This window comes from Streptomyces sp. NPDC032472, from assembly GCF_040636955.1.
Classification (GTDB): Bacteria; Actinomycetota; Actinomycetes; order Streptomycetales; family Streptomycetaceae; genus Streptomyces.
Map to the genome: position 1 here is coordinate 1 of NZ_JBEZVK010000106.1, position 16,087 is coordinate 16,087.

General features: G+C 75.3%; 13 protein-coding genes. 8 read left to right on the plus strand and 5 right to left on the minus strand.

Going from position 1 to position 16,087, the window contains the following annotated elements; all coding sequences use genetic code 11:
* Window positions 1–377: 377 nt before the first annotated feature.
* Window positions 378–1,379, plus strand: a complete 1,002-nt coding sequence (locus AB0F11_RS35070; RefSeq protein ID WP_362182923.1) for a hypothetical protein — start codon at window positions 378–380, stop codon at window positions 1,377–1,379.
* A 219-nt stretch (window positions 1,380–1,598) separates the two neighbouring features.
* Window positions 1,599–3,122 carry a PE-PGRS family protein gene (locus tag AB0F11_RS35075; protein WP_362182925.1) on the plus strand — a complete coding sequence of 508 codons (1,524 nt, stop codon included), beginning with the start codon at window positions 1,599–1,601 and terminating at the stop codon, window positions 3,120–3,122.
* A gap of 74 nt (window positions 3,123–3,196) precedes the next feature.
* Here AB0F11_RS35075 and AB0F11_RS35080 read toward each other — a convergent pair whose 3' ends face one another.
* Entirely contained in the window at window positions 3,197–3,598 is a 402-nt protein-coding gene (locus tag AB0F11_RS35080) for a VOC family protein (RefSeq protein WP_362182928.1), read from the minus strand.
* A 97-nt stretch (window positions 3,599–3,695) separates the two neighbouring features.
* The gene (locus AB0F11_RS35085; RefSeq protein WP_362182931.1) at window positions 3,696–5,312 is read right to left on the minus strand and encodes a N,N-dimethylformamidase beta subunit family domain-containing protein; all 1,617 of its coding nucleotides are present in this window, start codon (window positions 5,310–5,312) and stop codon (window positions 3,696–3,698) included.
* Between the two features lie 138 nt (window positions 5,313–5,450).
* Between AB0F11_RS35085 and galT the strand changes: the two genes are divergently transcribed.
* From galT to AB0F11_RS35100, 3 genes are all read left to right on the plus strand, one after another.
* Window positions 5,451–6,500 carry a galactose-1-phosphate uridylyltransferase gene (gene galT, locus AB0F11_RS35090; RefSeq protein ID WP_362182934.1) on the plus strand — a complete coding sequence of 350 codons (1,050 nt, stop codon included), beginning with the start codon at window positions 5,451–5,453 and terminating at the stop codon, window positions 6,498–6,500.
* Complete coding sequence (gene galK, locus AB0F11_RS35095) at window positions 6,497–7,669, plus strand: galactokinase (protein WP_362182937.1); 1,173 nt, start codon at window positions 6,497–6,499, stop codon at window positions 7,667–7,669. The genes galT and galK overlap by 4 nt, the downstream gene beginning before the upstream one ends.
* 123 nt (window positions 7,670–7,792) lie before the next feature.
* Window positions 7,793–8,749, plus strand: a complete 957-nt coding sequence (locus AB0F11_RS35100) for an aldo/keto reductase (RefSeq protein ID WP_362182940.1) — start codon at window positions 7,793–7,795, stop codon at window positions 8,747–8,749.
* A 16-nt stretch (window positions 8,750–8,765) separates the two neighbouring features.
* On the opposite strand, the gene AB0F11_RS35105 is transcribed toward AB0F11_RS35100, so the two are convergent.
* The 3 genes from AB0F11_RS35105 to AB0F11_RS35115 form a co-directional block, all read right to left on the minus strand.
* A complete protein-coding gene (locus AB0F11_RS35105) occupies window positions 8,766–9,488 on the minus strand; it encodes a carbonic anhydrase (RefSeq protein ID WP_362182943.1) in 723 nt (240 codons plus the stop codon).
* A gap of 194 nt (window positions 9,489–9,682) precedes the next feature.
* Window positions 9,683–10,540, minus strand: coding sequence for an ABC transporter permease (locus AB0F11_RS35110; protein WP_362182954.1), 858 nt, complete (start codon window positions 10,538–10,540; stop codon window positions 9,683–9,685).
* 5 nt (window positions 10,541–10,545) lie between these two features.
* Window positions 10,546–13,317 (minus strand): alpha/beta fold hydrolase, encoded by a 2,772-nt coding sequence (locus AB0F11_RS35115; RefSeq protein WP_362182945.1) that lies wholly within the window; start codon window positions 13,315–13,317, stop codon window positions 10,546–10,548.
* A gap of 154 nt (window positions 13,318–13,471) precedes the next feature.
* Here AB0F11_RS35115 and AB0F11_RS35120 point away from each other — a divergent pair, with 154 nt between their 5' ends.
* The 3 genes from AB0F11_RS35120 (at window position 13,472) to AB0F11_RS35130 (ending at window position 15,971) form a co-directional block, all read left to right on the plus strand.
* A complete protein-coding gene (locus tag AB0F11_RS35120) occupies window positions 13,472–15,049 on the plus strand; it encodes an ATP-dependent DNA ligase (protein WP_362182948.1) in 1,578 nt (525 codons plus the stop codon).
* A gap of 86 nt (window positions 15,050–15,135) precedes the next feature.
* A complete protein-coding gene (locus tag AB0F11_RS35125) occupies window positions 15,136–15,807 on the plus strand; it encodes an XRE family transcriptional regulator (protein ID WP_362182951.1) in 672 nt (223 codons plus the stop codon).
* Between the two features lie 41 nt (window positions 15,808–15,848).
* The gene (locus AB0F11_RS35130) at window positions 15,849–15,971 is read left to right on the plus strand and encodes a DUF6126 family protein (protein ID WP_361910054.1); all 123 of its coding nucleotides are present in this window, start codon (window positions 15,849–15,851) and stop codon (window positions 15,969–15,971) included.
* Window positions 15,972–16,087: the final 116 nt, after the last annotated feature.

Consider the following 16,087-nt stretch of genomic DNA (forward strand, 5'->3'; position numbering starts at 1 on the left):
ATGGCCCACCTCCCGCTTCGAAAGGGCGAGGTGGGACGGAGCGGCCCGGGGCTTGAACGCCGGTGGGGGCGGAAGCCCCTGTCGAACGCGGTGGGATGCCCCAGCCGTGGCTGGATGGGCGGCTCCCCCGGGTAGGGGAGGGGGTCGCGACCCGGGGCTGACGCGGAGTGTCCGGGAGCCCGGGGAGGCTTTGGTGACGGTGTTGCCGATCCGGAGGTGGCGGGATGGACGGGGTCGTGCGGATGGGGTGGCGGTGGCCGCAGTGGGGGCCGGTGGCCGCGGCGGTGTGGGGAGTCGTCTACGCGGGAGTGCAAGGGGTGTGGGCCGCCGCCGGGGTTGGCGTGCCTTGGTCGCCGCATGGGGCTTATCCGGCCCTGGTGCAGGTGGGCTTCGCCGCTGCTGCGCTCGCGGCTGCCGCGGCCTGTCTCGCCACGCGGCGGGGCGAGCCGCTTGGGCCGCTCGGGCCGGCCGGGCGTGCCGGGCGGGGTGCGGTGACGGCCGGGCGCGCCCGGCGGGTCGTGGTGACGGTGGGGCTGGGGGTCGGGCTCGGCGTGGCCGCTGCGGGGACGCTCGGGCTACCCGCGTTCGCCGTCAGCCTGCTCTCCCTGTCCGCCCCGGACAGCGCGACCGGACTCGCCCACACGCTGCTCAGTGCCGCCGGCACCGCCCTGCTCGTCCCCGTCCTGGTCGCCCACCGGCGGCGCCTGCGGGGCGCGTGCCCGCGCTGCGGTCACCGGCACGGCGGACGCGCCGACGGCCCGCTCTCCCGCCCCGCCCCCTCGCGCGCGCCCCGGCGCACCCGGATCGCGGCCTGGCTGCTGCTCTGCGGGCTGCTGCCCTGGGCCGCGGTCAAGACCGTGTGGACGCTGGGCGGCGATGCCCTCGGGGTCACCGCCGAGGGCTGGCGCGAGGCGAACTCCGGTGCGCCCGGCGCCGCCCGGGCCCTCGCCGAGGCCGGCATCGACGTCACCGTGCTGGCCGCGGCGGTCGGGGTCTTCCTCGCGCTCGGGCTGCTGTACCGGTGGGGGCAGGTCTTCCCGCGCTGGACGCTGCTGCTCGCCGGGCGGCGCGTGCCCCGGCTGCTGCCGCTGCTGCCGGCCTGGGCCTGTGCGGCCGGGCTGTCGCTCTACGGGATCGGCCTGCTCGTCTACGCCCCGCTGAGCGCGATGGACGTCCTGCCCGCCGTGGAGACCGCCTGGCCCTTCACCACTCGGGCGGGGCTCACCTGGATGGTCGGCTTCGGCGGATCCGCCTTCGCCGGGCTCGGTCTCGCCCTGGCCGTCGGCGCCTGCTCCTACACCCGCCGGACCCGCCCCGTCTGCCGGGCCGCGGCTCAGGACGGGGGCCGGACGCCGGCCCGGTTGCCCGTTTCCGGATGATCCGTACGCGTCTGGCCGATTGACCCGGACCGCCCGGGCGGTGCAGGACGGGAAACCGGTGCGGGTCCGGCTTCCGGCGCGGTCCCGCCACGGTGACCGGCAACGCCGCCGCGGGGACCGGGAGTCGGACCGCCATCGAGCGGAGGCCCGAGGCCATCCGGACCCGGAAGGGGCTCCGGCCCGCCATGGGCGTCCCGGGCATCGTCTACCTTCGTCCGGATGGGGAGAGAACACGGCGCTGACCAGGCGGACGACCGATCGGCGGACCGGTGTTGGGAGCGGGTGGGCTGCGGGCCGCAGACCCCGGTGGAGCTGCGGTACGCCTGGCGCACCGGTGTGTCCCGCAATCGGGCGGCGCCGGTCGGGCTGCTGGTGCGGCTGCTCGACCGGTTTCCGGACCTGCTGTGGCGGCACGACCTCCCGGCGGCGGTCCTGGACGCCGCCGTGGACCATCCGGACCGGCAGGTCCGCGGCGCCCTGGGCGAGCGCTGGACGGCGCGCCGACGGCTGTCGCCCGAGCAGTGGTCGCGGCTGGTCCTCGGGGAGCGGAGCGGAGCCCGGCGGGGACTGCTGCTCGAGGCGGCGGTGGGCGACGGGGTGGTGTTCTCCGATCCGGTCCACGAGGCCTTTGCCGCCGATCCTTCGGCCCAGGTCCGCGCCGAGGCCGCACGGCTGGCCGCCCTGCCGAAGCGACTGCGCACGGCCCTGGCCGGGGATGCAGCCGCCTGCGTACGGGCCGCGGTCTGCGAGGCGGCCTGGGCGGAGCTGGACGGGCGGACCCGGGCGCTGCTCATCGCGGACCCGGACCCGCAGGTCCGGCAGGCGGTTGCGGTGGCCCGCCATGAGGAGGTCCCGCTCACGGCCGAGGTCTTCGATGCGGCCGGCGGAACGGTGCGGCTGGCGGAGGAGCGCCGGCTGGAACGGGGCCTCGCCGAGCGGATCGTCCGGCAGGGCGAGCCGCACATGCGCTCGTTCCTCGCCCGGAACCCCTCCCTGGACGCCGACCTGGTCGCGGCGCTCGCGGCCGATCCGGAGGAGTACGTACGGCTGCAGGTCTCCCTGCGCCCGGAGCTGACGGACGAGCAGCGGTTCGCCGTACCGGTGGAGATCGACCCGAGGAACGTGCGCCGGCCGGTTGCGTGGGTCGTGGCCCTGCACGACGACCCGGAGGCCATGCGCCGGCTCGCGGCCTCGCAGCACCTCCTGGTGCGCAGCAGTGTGGCGATGGCCCGGCGGCTGCCGCCGGACGTGGTGGAGCGGCTCGCCCGTGACGAGGACCGGGTCGTGCAGCTGTTCCTCGCCGAGCGGTGCGAGGACGCGCCCGCGGACATGCTGCTGGACGTGTGGCTGTGGTGGAGCGGGAGCCTGTCCGTGCCCGACCGGCCGTACGGGCATCCGAACTTCCCGCGCCGGGACCTGCTGCGCTTCGCCGACGATCCGCATCCCCGGCTGCGGCAGTTGGCGGCGGACGACCCGGATTCGACGCCCGAGCTGGTGGAACGTTTCAGCATGGATGCCCACGAGGAGGTGCGGCTGCGTGCCGCCACCGACCCCCGCCTGTCCGCCGACTCGGCGGTACGGCTGCTCGGCGACCCGCACCCCCGGGTCCGTGCGATGGCAGCCCGGCATCCGCGCCTGCCCGGACCGGTCCTGGCCGGGCTGCTGGCCGACCTCGAGACGGCCGAGTACGCGGCGAAGAACCCGAGCCTGCCGGTCGCCGTCATGGACCGTCTGATCGGCTGACGGGCCGGAGGGGCGGGCGGGCAGCGAAAGGGCCCGGCGGCAGCCGCCGGGCCCTCAGGACGTGGGCGCGGCTCCTACTCGGCCGCGTCCTCCTGGTAGCCGTACGGGCGCGTGATGATCTCCAGCGCGTGCCCCGACGGATCCAGGAAGTAGACGCCGCGGCCGCCGTCGTTGTGGTTGATCTCGCCCGGGTGCTTCTGGTACGGGTCCGCCCAGTAGGGGATCCCGGCCGCCTCGATCTTCGCGAACGAGGCGTCGAACTCCGCTTCGGAGACCAGGAACGCGTAGTGCTGCACGGTGATGGGTTCACCGGGGGCGGCGGTCGCGAAGTCCAGGGTGACACCGTTGCCGGTTTCCACCGGGACGAACGGCCCCCACTCGGTCCCGACCTCCAGGCCGAGGACGTCCGCGAGGAACGCGGCGGACTCCCGGTTGTTCCGGGAATGGACGATCGTGTGGTTCAGGCTGACTGACATGTGTGAATGCCTCCGCAAGGCACATCACGGGCACCTCCATGCCTCACCCGGTCGGTGACCGACACGCGATGCCGTGATCACGATCCTATCCCGCCGGTCAACCCCCGTACACCGTCTTCACGTTGTCCTGTGCCGGGTGCGTCCGCCCGGCCGGGCCCGCCGCGAAGACCCGCAGCAGGTTCTCCGTCACCCGGGTGGTCAGGGCCCCCGCCTTCGCGTCCAGGCCGTGGTTGGCGCCGCTGCGTCCGTCGCCCGTCGCGTCCAGGGCCTCCACCCAGCGCATGGTCCCGGTCGCGAACACCCCGGCGCCGCCGGGCACCGTGTAGTACGCCGTGTCCTGGTGGCTGGGCCGGCCCTCGCACACGACCGGGGAGTGGGCCAGGATCTCGATCGGCCGCGGCGTCGGGAAACCGGTGTTGACCTTGTCGTACTCGACGCCGACCAGGTGCGCGAACCGGTCGCCGGCCTTCACCCCGGTGCCCTCGAACAGCCAGTGCTCCGGGTGGGTCACCACGTACGGGGCGTCCACCGGGTAGCCGTCGTAGATCACGCCGAGCAGCGTGCTCTCCGGGTCGGCGCCGGGGGCCGATCGGAAGTCGACGGTGGCCGGGCGGCCCCGCTTGAAGCCCGGGTCCTGTTCGTAGGAGCTCTTGTAGCACACGACGGTACGGTCCGGCCCGAGCTCGGAGGGCTCCAGCCGGATCCGGCGGAAGCAGCAGTTGGCGCCCAGGATCGCGATGTTGGTGCCGGCGTCGCGGGCGGCGGTGAAATGCGCCCGCTGCTCCGGCGACCAGTACTCGTCGTGGCCGAGCGACAGCACCGCCGCGGCCCCCTCCAGCAGCCGCTTCTCCCGCGCCACGTCGGTGGTCGTCGCGTAGGCCAGGGGTATGCCGAGCCGCTCGGCGAGGGCCAGCAGCGGAGCCTCGTACACCAGGAACAGCCCGGCGCCGTCGTCGTACTCGTAGGGGCGGTCGAAGGTCACGGCCAGGGACCGCGTGCCGTACGCCCCGTTCGGGCCGTCGTAGCTGCCGTAGCCGCCCCACCGGTTGTACGCCTGCCAGGTCGCCACCGCGTTGACCACGACGGTGCGTCCCGCGGTGGCCGCCGACCGCACGGTGACGGGCACGAAGCGCTGGCCCTCGCCGCCCTGTGCGTCGAGCCGCAGCAGGTAGCAGCCCTCCGGCCAGCCCTTGGTGTCGACCGTGGCCGTACGGGACCACCGCGTGCGCACCATCCGGGTCGCGGAGTCCACCGTGTGCTCCGGCTGGCGCACGCCGGGCAGGGCCTCGGAGCGCCACACCAGCCTGGCCCGCGCGCCGCCGTACCAACCCATCCGGTACGCGGAGACGGTGAACCGGGGCGCCGTGGTGGAGACGTGCAGGCCGAAGGACTCGCCGGGCAGCACGCTCACCTTGTCGGCGAAGCCCTCGATGGCGCGGGCCGGGCCGGCCTTGGTCACGTGCCAGTCGGCGTTCCCGGGCTTGGCGTTCTCGGCCTTGACGTCGAACCCGCCCGGTACGCCCCCGTCCGCCGAGGCGCGGGCACTCGGGCCGGTGCCCCGCCCCGCACCGAGCGCCTGGTCGGCGTCGGCGTTCCCGTTCGCGCAGCCGGCCACGGCCCCGAGACCGGCGAGGGCGGCCGCCCCGGTCGCGATCGTGAGGAACCGTCGTCTGCCTGCCGTTTCGCCGTGCCCGGGCGCGTGCTCCTGCTCCATGACGGGCACGTTATGTCACCGTTGGGGGCCGTCCTTCACCGGATCGGGTGTACGGGCCGTGATCCGCGCCACGACCGCTCGGCCGGCCGCATCCGGCCCGCCCGACCGCAGCCGCCCCGGGTGAGAGAGGCTGTGCACGTGAAGCGAACCAGCACCCGCCTGGCCGACGGCCGCGAGATCCTCTACTACGACACCGGCGACGGCGCGGCCCGCGCGGTCCCCGACACCCGCCCCCTCGACGCACCCGCCGCCGGCTCCGAGGTGCGCCGCGACCCGCTGCTCGGCGACTTCGTCGTCATCGCCTCCCACCGCCAGGGCCGCACCCACCTGCCGCCCGCCGACGCCTGCCCCCTGTGCCCCTCCACCGAGGGCCGTGCGAGCGAGATCCCCGCCCCCGACTACGAGGTGGCCGTCTTCGAGAACCGCTTCCCCTCCCTCGCCGGCGACACCGGCCGCTGCGAGGTCATCTGCTTCACCCCCGACCACCGCACCTCCTTCGCCGAGCTCGACGAGGAGCGCGCCGCGCTCGTCCTCGCCGCCTGGACCGACCGCACCGCCGAACTCTCCGCCCGCGAGGGCGTCCGGCAGGTCTACTGCTTCGAGAACCGGGGCGCCGAGATCGGCGTGACCCTCGGCCACCCCCACGGCCAGATCTACGCCTTCCCCTTCCTCACCCCCCGCACCACCCGCATGCTGGCCACCGTCGCCGAGCACCGCGCCCGCACCGGCGGCAACCTCTTCGAGGAGGTCCTCGCCGCCGAACGCGCCGAACGCGCCGAGAGCACCCGGGTCGTCCTCACCGGGGAGCACTGGACCGCCTTCGTGCCCTACGCCGCCCGCTGGCCGTACGAGGTCCACCTCTACCCGCACCGCCGCACCGCCGACCTGACCACCCTGGACGACGCCGCCCGCGCCGAGTTCCCCCGCGTCTACCTGGAACTGCTGCGCCGCTTCGACCGGCTCTTCGACCGGCCCGAGCCCACGCCGTACGTCTCGGCCTGGCACCAGGCGCCGGTGGCCGGCGAGGGGCGCGCCGACTTCGCGCTCCACCTGGAGCTGTTCACGGTCCGGCGCACCGCCGACAAGCTCAAGTACCTGGCCGGCACCGAAGCCGGGATGGAGGCCTACATGAACGACGTCCGGCCCGAGGACGCTGCCGCCCGGCTGCGCGAGGTGGCGAGCCGGTGACCGCGACCCGTACCGCCGATGCGTTCCGCCGCCTGTACGGCTCGGCGCCCGAGGGCGTCTGGGCCGCCCCCGGCCGGGTCAACCTGATCGGGGAGCACACCGACTACAACGACGGCTTCTGCCTGCCGTTCGCCCTGCCGCAGCGCACGCAGGTCGCCGCCTCCCGGCGCACGGACGGGATGCTCAGGCTCCACTCCGCCGACGTCCCCTCCGGCGTCCTCACCCTCCGCCTCGCCGAGCTGGATCCGGCGCGCCCGCCGCAGGGCCCCGACGGCTGGGCCCGCTACCCCGCGGGAGTGCTGTGGGCCCTGCTGGACGCCGGCCTTCCGGTCAGCCCGCTCGGCGGGGCCGACCTGCACGTCAGCTCCGACGTCCCGGCCGGTGCGGGCCTGTCCTCCTCCGCGGCCCTGGAGGTGGCCACGGCCCTGGCCCTCACCGACCTGTACGGCATCCCCGTCACCCGGACCGAGCTCGCCGCGCTGGCCCGCCGGGCCGAGAACGCGTACGTCGGCGTGCCGTGCGGCGTCATGGACCAGACGGCCTCGGCGTGCGCCACCGCAGGGCACGCCCTCCACCTCGACACCCGCGGCCTCGCCCAGCAGCACATCCCCTTCGACTGCGCGGCCGCCGGACTGCGCCTGCTGGTCATCGACACCCGCGTGAAGCACGACCTCGCCGACGGCGCCTACGCCGAGCGCCGTGCCTCCTGCCACGAGGCCGCCGCCGCGCTCGGGCTGCCGGCCCTGCGCGACCTGCCGTACGCGGACCTCGACGCGGCCCTGGCCCGGCTGGGCGATCCGGTGCAGCGCCGGCGCGTCCGGCACGTCGTCACCGAGAACGAACGCGTCGTACGGGTCGAGGAGCTGCTGCGCGCCGGACGGCTGCGCGAGGCCGGACCCCTGCTCACCGAGGGGCACGCCTCCCTGCGCGACGACTACGAGGTGTCGTGCCCGGAACTCGACCTCGCCGTGGCCACCGCCGAAGCGGCGGGCGCGTACGGCGCCCGGATGACCGGCGGCGGCTTCGGCGGCTCCGCCCTGGCCCTGATCGACGCGGACGCCGAGGCGGCGGTCTCCGGGGCCGTGACGCAGGCCTTCGCCCGGGCGGGCCACCGGCCGCCGCGCATCACGGCGGCGGCCCCGGCGGCGGGAGCGCACCGGCTGGAATGAGCCTGAGCATCCGAGCGCCTGAGCCGGAGCCTGAAGAAGGCCGAAAACCTCCGCAAGGGCTGTGTCTAGACTGGCCGTTCGGGTGAGTGATCACGAGCCGGACGAGTGTGGAGGACAACCCGCATGCGCTATCTCCCCCTGGGCAGTTCAGGTCTTCAGGTCTCCGCCGTCGGACTCGGCTGCAACAACTTCGGCGGCCGGCTCGACGCCCGCGTCACCCGCGAGGTCGTCGACGCCGCCCTCGACGCCGGCATCACCCTCCTCGACACCGCCGACATCTACGGCGGGGGCGGCGGCTCCGAGAGCCACCTCGGCAAGGCCCTCAAGGGCCGCCGCGACCAGGTCGTCCTCGCCACCAAGTTCGGCTTCGCCGGCGTCGACATGGGCTACGGGCCCGCCGCCGGGGCCAAGGGCGGCCGCGCCTACGTCCGGCGCGCCGTCGAGGAGTCCCTGCGCCGCCTGGACACCGACCACATCGACCTCTACCAGCTGCACAGCCCCGACCCGGCCACCCCCGTCGCCGAGACGCTGGCCGCGCTCACCGAGCTCGTCGCCGAGGGCAAGGTCCGCTACATCGGCCACTCCAACCTCAGCGGCTGGCAGCTCGCCGAGGCCGCCCACGTCGCCCGCGAGACCGGCGCCGTCCCCTTCGTCTCGGCGCAGAACGAGTGGTCGCTGCTCCAGCGCTCCGTCGAGGCGGAGCTCGTCCCGGCCGCCCGCCACTACGGCCTCGGCGTCCTGCCGTACTTCCCGCTCGCCAACGGACTGCTGACGGGGAAGATCCGCCGCGGCGCCCCCGTCCCCGCCGGATCCCGGCTGGAGGGGCGCGACTCCTACCTCACCGAGGAGCGCCTCGACACCGTCGAGGCGCTGGCCGCCCTCGCCGACAAGCACGGCCGCAGCCTCCTCGAACTGGCCATCGGCTGGCTCTCGGCCCAGCCCGGCTGCGCCTCCGTCATCGCCGGAGCCACCTCCGCCGAGCAGGTGCGCGCCAACGCCGCCGTCGCCGACCGCCCGCTGGAGGCGGAGCTCCTGGCCGGGATCGAGGCGGTCACGGGCACCGCGGGCCCGGCGGCCTGAGGGACGACGCCGGGGCTCAGCTCGGCGCGCCCGACAGGACCTCGACCCGGCCCGTGTCCAGCGAGTAGTAGGCGCCGACGACGGCCAGGGAGCCCTTCTTCACCAGGGGCCCCAGGTCGGCGTTGGCCCGCAGGCCGTCCGCCGTGACGGTGATCTGGTTGCGGGTCATCGTGTCGACCGGATCCTTGCCGGGGTTCTTGGCGGTCTCCTCGTACGCGGGCTGCAGGGCCTTGGCGATGGCCTGGAGGTTGCCGGGCAGGGCCCTGCCCTCCTTCATCGCCTTGTACGCCGCCTCGACGGCGCCGCAGCGCTGGTGCCCGAGCACCATGACGAGCGGAGTGCCGCCCGTCATCGGGCCGTACTCCACCGAGCCGGTGACCACCGGGCCGACCGCCTGACCGCCGGTGCGCAGGACGTACAGGTCTCCGAGTCCGGTGTCGAAGATCAGCTCGGGCGCCACGCGGGAGTCGATGCACGACAGGACCACCCCGTACGGGTTCTGTGCCTGGGCCACCAGCTCGCGCCGCTGCGGGTCCCGATCGGGGTGTTCGAGCTCGCCGCTCACCCAGCGCTCGTTGCCGGCCATCAGGCGGTGGTACGCGGCCTGCGGGGTGGACGGGGGCTCGGGCGGCGCGGCCGTCGTGAGCTTCGGGGTCCCGGAGGAGCACCCCGACAGCACCACGGCCGCGAGTCCGCCGGTCAGCACGGCCCTGCGGGCCGGACGTCCTGCTGGGTCCATCGGTCGTGCCCCTCGCCGTCGCGGTATCCGCCTCTGCCCGATGGTGATTGTCCAGCGCGACGGGCGCGCCCGGGCCCCGGCACACGCACCTGCGCACGCCGTTGCCACGGACGGCCCACACGGGGCGCACGGTTCGGGGGAACGTCACCGGTCGTCAGCCCGTCAGCCCGTCAGCCCGTCAGGCCGTCAGCCCGTCAGGACACGATGTCCTTGCGGGCGAACCCGCGGAACGCGAGCGCGCACAGGACCAGCGCGTACGACACCGACACCGCCGCCCCCTTGACCATGCCGCCCCACTCCAGCTGAGGCTGGAGCGCGTCCGCCCAGGCGAACTGCCAGTGCGCCGGCAGGAACTCCCGCCACGAGCCGAGCGCCGTCACCGCATCCAGCACATTGCCCACGATGGTCAGGCCGACCGCGCCGCCCACCGCGCCCAGCGGCGAGTCCGTCCGCGTCGACAGCCAGAACGCCAGCCCGGCCGTGACCAGCTGCGACACGAAGACGTACGCGGCGACCAGCGCGAGCCGCCAGACCGCGTCCCCCGCCGCCAGGACCCCGCCCGCGGGCAGCTTCAGCGGCCCCCACCCGTACGCGGCCGTGCCCGCCGCCAGCGCCACCACCGGCAGCAGCACGATCGCCGCCAGGCTGAACCCGAGCGCGACCACCAGCTTGCTCCACAGCAGCCGTGCCCGCGGCACCGGCGAGGCCAGCAGGTAGCGCAGCGAGGACCAGCTCGCCTCCGAGGCCACCGTGTCCCCGCAGAACAGGGCCACCGGCACCACCAGCAGGAACCCGGCCGACACGAACAAGCAGGTCGTCGCGAAGTTGGCGCCCGAGGCGGTCGCGGTGTCGATGAACGAGATCCGCCCGTCCGCGCCGCCCCGGCCGCCGTCCTGTCCGCCGCCCACCGCAAACGCGATGATCATGACGAAGGGCAGTGCGGCCAGCACCCCGCCCATCACCAGCGTCCGCCGCCGGCGCCACTGCCGCAGCGCCTCCACCCGCAGCGGCAGCGTCCGGGCCGGCCGGTAGCCGGCCGCGACCTCCGCCATGGCGCTCACGCCGTACCTCCGATCAGGGTCAGGAACGCGTCCTCCAGCCGCCGGTGCGGCCCCACGCCGCTCACCGGAACCTCCAGCCGCACCAGTTCGGCGATCAGCCCCGCGGCCGTCGCCCCGTCGAGCCGCACGAGCAGGCCGTCCTCGCAGGCCACCGCGGACTCCACTCCCTCCAGCGCCGCCACCTTCGCGACGGTCACCTCCTCGACCGGCTCCTCCAGCGACACCAGCAGCGTGTTCCCGCCACCGGTGATCTCGCCGACCTCGCCCGCCTGCACCAGCCGCCCGCGGTCCATGACCACCAGATGGGTGCAGGACTGCTCCACCTCCGACAGCAGATGGCTGGAGACGATCACCGTCCGGCCGCCGGCCGCGTACCGGACCATCACGTCCCGCATCTCCCTGATCTGCGGCGGGTCCAGACCGTTCGTCGGCTCGTCGAGGATCAGCAGGTCCGGCAGACCGAGCATGGCCTGGGCGATCGCCAGCCGCTGCCGCATGCCCTGGGAGTACGTGCGCACGGCGCGCTCCAGCGCATCGCCGAGCCCGGCGATCTCCAGGGCCTCCGCCATGTGCGCGTCCTCGGCGGGCCGGCCGGTGGCCTGCCAGTACAGCTCCAGGTTGGCCCGCCCCGACAGGTGCGGCAGGAAGCCGGCCCCCTCGACGAAGGCCCCGACCCGCGACAGCACCGGCGCGCCGGGCCGTACCGGATGCCCGAACACCCTGATCCCGCCGGCGTCGGGGGAGATCAGGCCCATCAGCATCCGCAGCGTGGTGGTCTTGCCGGCGCCGTTCGGCCCGAGCAGCCCCAGCACCTGCCCCTTCTCCACCCGGAACGACAGGTCCCGTACCGCATAGCGGTCCTGCGCCTTCGCGTACCGCTTCGTCAGACCCGTGATGTCCAGGGGTACGTCGGCGAGCGCGGGGTCGGGCTGAGCCGTGCCCCGCCCGTCCGCCCCGGCCGGTGCACCGCCGCGGCCGGGCCGGCGCAGGCCCAGCAGCGCCGCGGCCAGCAGGGCGGCACCCAGCGGCAGGCCCCAGGTCCAGGCCGGCAGCCCCGCCGAGGCGGTCCGCACCCCGTCGGCGACCGGGACGGCCAGCGGGCCCCGGAGGGACACCGTGTACGAGGCCGGGGCGTCGGGGGAGGCGTAGCCGAGGTCGGTGGCCGACACCACGAGCCGCAGCCGGTGCCCGGCCTGCACGGCGTGGTCGACGGCCGGCAGCCGCAGCTCCACGGCCCGGCCCTGCCCCCCGGCGTCCGTCACCCGAACGGGGGCGACCAGCTGGTGCGGCAGTACCGCCTGCCGCCCGTCCGGCCCGACGTCGTACACCTTGCCGAACAGGACGGCCGAGCCGTCGGCGGCCGTCGACCTCACGTTCAGGGTGACGCTCGGCGCCCCGGTGATCCGCAGCTCCTCGGCCAGCGGCTCCGACTCGAACCGGGCGTACTGCCCTGGGAAGTCCATCGACAGCCCGGCTCCGAAGGCCGCGAGCTGCCCGCCGATCCCCGGTACGGACGACAGCGCGGCAGGGGTCCCGCCCGCGGGGTTGGCGAAGGTCTGCTCCTGCTCCGGGCCGGCCAGCGCGACCTGCGTGCGGTCCGCACCGAGGCCGGGGTAGCGCTCCCCGCCCGCACCGCGCAGCCGCACCGCCCCGTCAGTGGAGTCGATGCCTCCCGAGCGCGAGACGCGGAAGGCCGGGCCGGTGTCCGCACCCTCGTCCCCCTTGAGATACCGGGCGAACCAGGCGGCGACCCGGGCCTCGACGCGGCGGGCCTCGCGCATACCGCCGTCGTGGCCGCCCGCCGCCCAGTCCACCGCCACGGGCGCCCCGTTCGCGGCGATCGCCCGGGCCATCGCGTCGGCCTGGTCCAGCGGGAAGAGAGAGTCGTCCTGGCCCTGCACGATCAGCGCCGGCACCCTGATCCGGTCCGCGACCGCCGACGGGCTGCGCCGCTCCAGCAGGTCCCGGGCCTCGGCGTCGGGAGCCCCGGCCGCCGCGACCCGCTCGTACATGGCGCACAGCTCCGGCTGGAACCGGCCGCACGCGCCGGCGCCCGCACCGGCACCGCCTCCCGGGCCGGCAGCAGCCGGGGCGCTCGGGGCCGTGGCGGACGGGACGCCCGGGGCCGTGAGCCCGCCCGCCGAGCCGGTGGTGAAGAACAGCCCCGCCCACAGCTTCTTGAACACCCCCTGCGGGAACAGGGAGTCCGCGAGGTTCCAGTACGTGATCTGCGGGGCGATCGCGTCGACGCGCCGGTCGTACCCGGCGGCGAGCAGCGACACCGCCCCGCCGTACGAGGCCCCGGCGACCCCGACCCGCGGATCGCCCGCACCGTCGAGCTGCACCTCGGGCCGCGCCGCGAGCCAGTCGACGAGCCGGGAGACGTCCTTGACCTCGTACGCGGGATCGTTCAGCCCGATCTGCCCGCCGGAGCGGCCGAACCCGCGCGCCGACCAGGTCAGCACCGCGTAGCCGTCGCGGGCCAGCCGCTCGGCCTGCGCGCGCACATCGTCCTTGCTGCCCCCGAAGCCGTGGCCGAGGAGCACCGCGGGACGCCGCCCCGGCCCTCCGGCGGTGTACCAGGACGTGTCGATCGCGGCCCCGGGCATCTGCAGCACCCGGTCCTCGCGGTGCACGGCCGGCTCCCCACCGGACGCGGCCGCCGTCCAGGTCCCGGCCCCCGCGACGACGGCGAGCGCGGCGGCGCCCGCGAGCAGGCGGCTTCGGCGGCGCCGCAGGAACGGCGGCTTCGGCAGTCGGAGCGTCATACGTCGAACCCTAGACGCCGCTCCCGCGCCGGCTCAGCGCCCCCAGGCGGACCCGCCCACCTCCTTGAGGACTACGCCCGGCACCCCGGCGTACCGCGAGCGCGGTACGCGCGCCCGACCTGCGGCCGCCGCCCGGCGGCGGGAGGATGTCGGCATGCTGCTCGCCGAGGTCGCGCGCGTCTCCCGGGAGGTCGCCGAGACCTCCGCCCGGTCCCGCAAGACCGCCCTGCTCGCGGAGCTGTTCGCCGCCGCGCCCGCCGCCGAGGCCGCCCTGGTCATCTCGTACCTGGCCGGACGGCTCCCGCAGGGCCGGCCCGGCCTGGGCTGGCGCACCCTCGGCCGCGAGGTTCCCCCCGCAGACCACCCCACCCTCGGTGTCGCCGAGGTCGACGCGGCCGTGGCCGAGCTCGCCGTCGTCGCCGGAACCGGCTCCCAGGCCGAGCGCCGCCGGATCCTCGACGCCCTGCTCGGCGCCGCCACCGCACCCGAGCAGCGGTTCCTGCGCAGCCTGCTGTCCGGCGAGGTCCGCCAGGGCGCCCTGGACGCGGTGGCCCTGGAGGGCGTGGCCTCGGCCGCCGGGGTGCCGGCCGCGGAGTTGCGCCGCGCCGTGATGCTGGACGGCTCGCTGCCCCGGGTGGGGGCGGCGGTACTGGCCGAGGGCGCGGACGCGCTCGGCCGGTTCACCCTGCGCGTGGGGCGGCCCGTCCAGCCGATGCTGGCCAACACCGCCGCGTCGGTCGCCGATGCGCTCGCCGCGCTCGGGCCCTGCGCGGTGGAGGAGAAGCTCGACGGCATCCGGGTGCAGGTGCACCGCGAGGGCGACGAGATCCACGTCTACACGCGCTCCCTGGACGAGATCACCGGCCGGCTGCCGGAGGTGGTGCGGGCGGCGCGGGCCTTCGCGGGCGACCGGTTCATCCTCGACGGAGAGGTCATCGGGCAGAGCGCGGACGGCCGCCCCGTGCCCTTCCAGGACATCGCGAGCCGGGTCGGCTCCCGCGTCGACGTCGAGACCGCCCGGCGGACCCTGCCCGTCACCCCGTACTTCTTCGACGTGCTCGCCGCCGGGGAGGACGTCCTGCTCGACCTGCCGGTGCGCGAGCGGTACGCGGTCCTCGCCGCCCTGGTCCCGCCGGAGCACCGGGTCCGGCGGCTGGCGGTGGAGGACCCGGCGGGGCAGGCGGTCGACGCCGAGGAGTTCTGGGCCGAGACGCTGCGCCGCGGGCACGAGGGCGTCATGGCCAAGGCCCTGGACTCGGCGTACGCGGCCGGCCGGCGCGGCCGGTACTGGCTCAAGGTCAAACCGGTCCACACCCTGGACCTCGTCGTCCTCGCCGCCGAGTGGGGCCACGGCCGGCGCACCGGGTTCCTCTCGAACCTGCACCTGGGCGCCCGGGCCGCCGACGGGACCTTCGCCATGCTGGGCAAGACCTTCAAGGGCCTCACCGACGAGATGCTGCGCTGGCAGACGGCCCGGCTGCGCGAGCTGGCCGTGCAGGACGACGGATTCACGGTCCGGGTACGGCCCGAGCTCGTCGTGGAGATCGCCTACGACGGGCTGCAGCGCTCCCCCCGCTACCCGGCCGGGGTAGCCCTGCGCTTCGCCCGGGTGCTGCGGCACCGCCCGGACAAGAGCGCCGACGAGGCGGACACGGTGGAGACGGTCCTCGGCGGGCCGGACCCGGCCGCGGCGGACAACCGCAGCGGCGACGGGGCCGGCGACGGGGCCTGAGGCCCGAGCGGCACTCGCGATGCTGGGCTTTTGCCTCAGAGGCAAGCCGGATTGCCTGCCAGGCAAGCTTCTGGCTCAATCGGGGCATGACACCAGGTCCTCCCGGTCCCGGCGGCCCCGACGACGCGGCCGCGCCCGGCACCGGCACCGACTCCGACGAGCTGCCCGCCGTCGCCCCGCAGCTGCGCGAGCTGCGCCGCCGCGCCGGACTCACCCTGGAGGCGGCCGCCGCGCGGGCCCGGCTCTCGCCGGCCCACCTCTCCCGACTGGAGACCGGGCGGCGCCAGCCCTCGCTGCCGCTGCTGCTCGGACTCGCCCGCACCTACGGTACGACGGTCTCCGAGCTGCTCGGCGAGACCCCCGCCGTGGCCGATCCCATCGTACGCGCGGGCGGTCCGGGGGCCAGGGAGGCCGACGGCTGGACGTACTGGCAGGCCGGCGGCTCCGGCCGCGGCATGCAGGCCCTGCGCGTGCACGTGCCGCACGGCCGCAGCCAGGGCGAGCTGGTCCGCGTACACCCCGGAGAGGAGTGGCTGTACGTCCTCAAGGGGCGGCTGCGGCTGCACCTGGGGGAAGCCGAGTACCTGCTGGAGCCGGGGGACAGCGCGCACTTCGACTCGCTCACCCCGCACCGGATCGCCGCGGCCGGCGCCGGCGGCGCCGACCTGCTGTTCGTCCACACGCTGCTGCAGAGCAGCCTCGCCGGGCTGTGCCTCGGCGGCGGCCCCGGCGCCGCGACCACCCACCACCGCCCCTGAGGGCCGAGAGCCCAGGGCCCGCACCCAAGGAGCCCCACCCCATGCGCCTGCAAGGCAAGTTCCCGCGCGGACTGCTGATACGGCTGATCGCCTACCTGTTCGTCGGCCACCTCTTCGCCTTCTTCGTCTACCTCCTCTTCCTGCTGGGCGGTCAGAACCAGTGACCGGCGCGGCAGTTTTCCCCTCACAGCACTAGTAGGGCTTGGTCAGATCGGCTGTGGTTGAGCGTGTCCTTCTGGTTCGGTGTTGCGTTGAGAGAGCGTGACTCCGGATGAGATTG

Bases quoted from the DNA above. Each gene is read 5' to 3' on its own strand.
- AB0F11_RS35075 (WP_362182925.1), top strand. From the start codon at position 1,599: ATGGGGAGAGAACACGGCGCTGACCAGGCGGACGACCGATCGGCGGAC.
- AB0F11_RS35080 (WP_362182928.1), bottom strand. From the start codon at position 3,598: ATGTCAGTCAGCCTGAACCACACGATCGTCCATTCCCGGAACAACCGG.
- AB0F11_RS35085 (WP_362182931.1), bottom strand. From the start codon at position 5,312: ATGGAGCAGGAGCACGCGCCCGGGCACGGCGAAACGGCAGGCAGACGA.
- AB0F11_RS35100 (WP_362182940.1), top strand. From the start codon at position 7,793: ATGCGCTATCTCCCCCTGGGCAGTTCAGGTCTTCAGGTCTCCGCCGTC.
- AB0F11_RS35105 (WP_362182943.1), bottom strand. From the start codon at position 9,488: ATGGACCCAGCAGGACGTCCGGCCCGCAGGGCCGTGCTGACCGGCGGA.
- AB0F11_RS35110 (WP_362182954.1), bottom strand. From the start codon at position 10,540: ATGGCGGAGGTCGCGGCCGGCTACCGGCCGGCCCGGACGCTGCCGCTG.
- AB0F11_RS35115 (WP_362182945.1), bottom strand. From the start codon at position 13,317: ATGACGCTCCGACTGCCGAAGCCGCCGTTCCTGCGGCGCCGCCGAAGC.
- AB0F11_RS35120 (WP_362182948.1), top strand. From the start codon at position 13,472: ATGCTGCTCGCCGAGGTCGCGCGCGTCTCCCGGGAGGTCGCCGAGACC.
- AB0F11_RS35125 (WP_362182951.1), top strand. From the start codon at position 15,136: ATGACACCAGGTCCTCCCGGTCCCGGCGGCCCCGACGACGCGGCCGCG.
- AB0F11_RS35130 (WP_361910054.1), top strand. From the start codon at position 15,849: ATGCGCCTGCAAGGCAAGTTCCCGCGCGGACTGCTGATACGGCTGATC.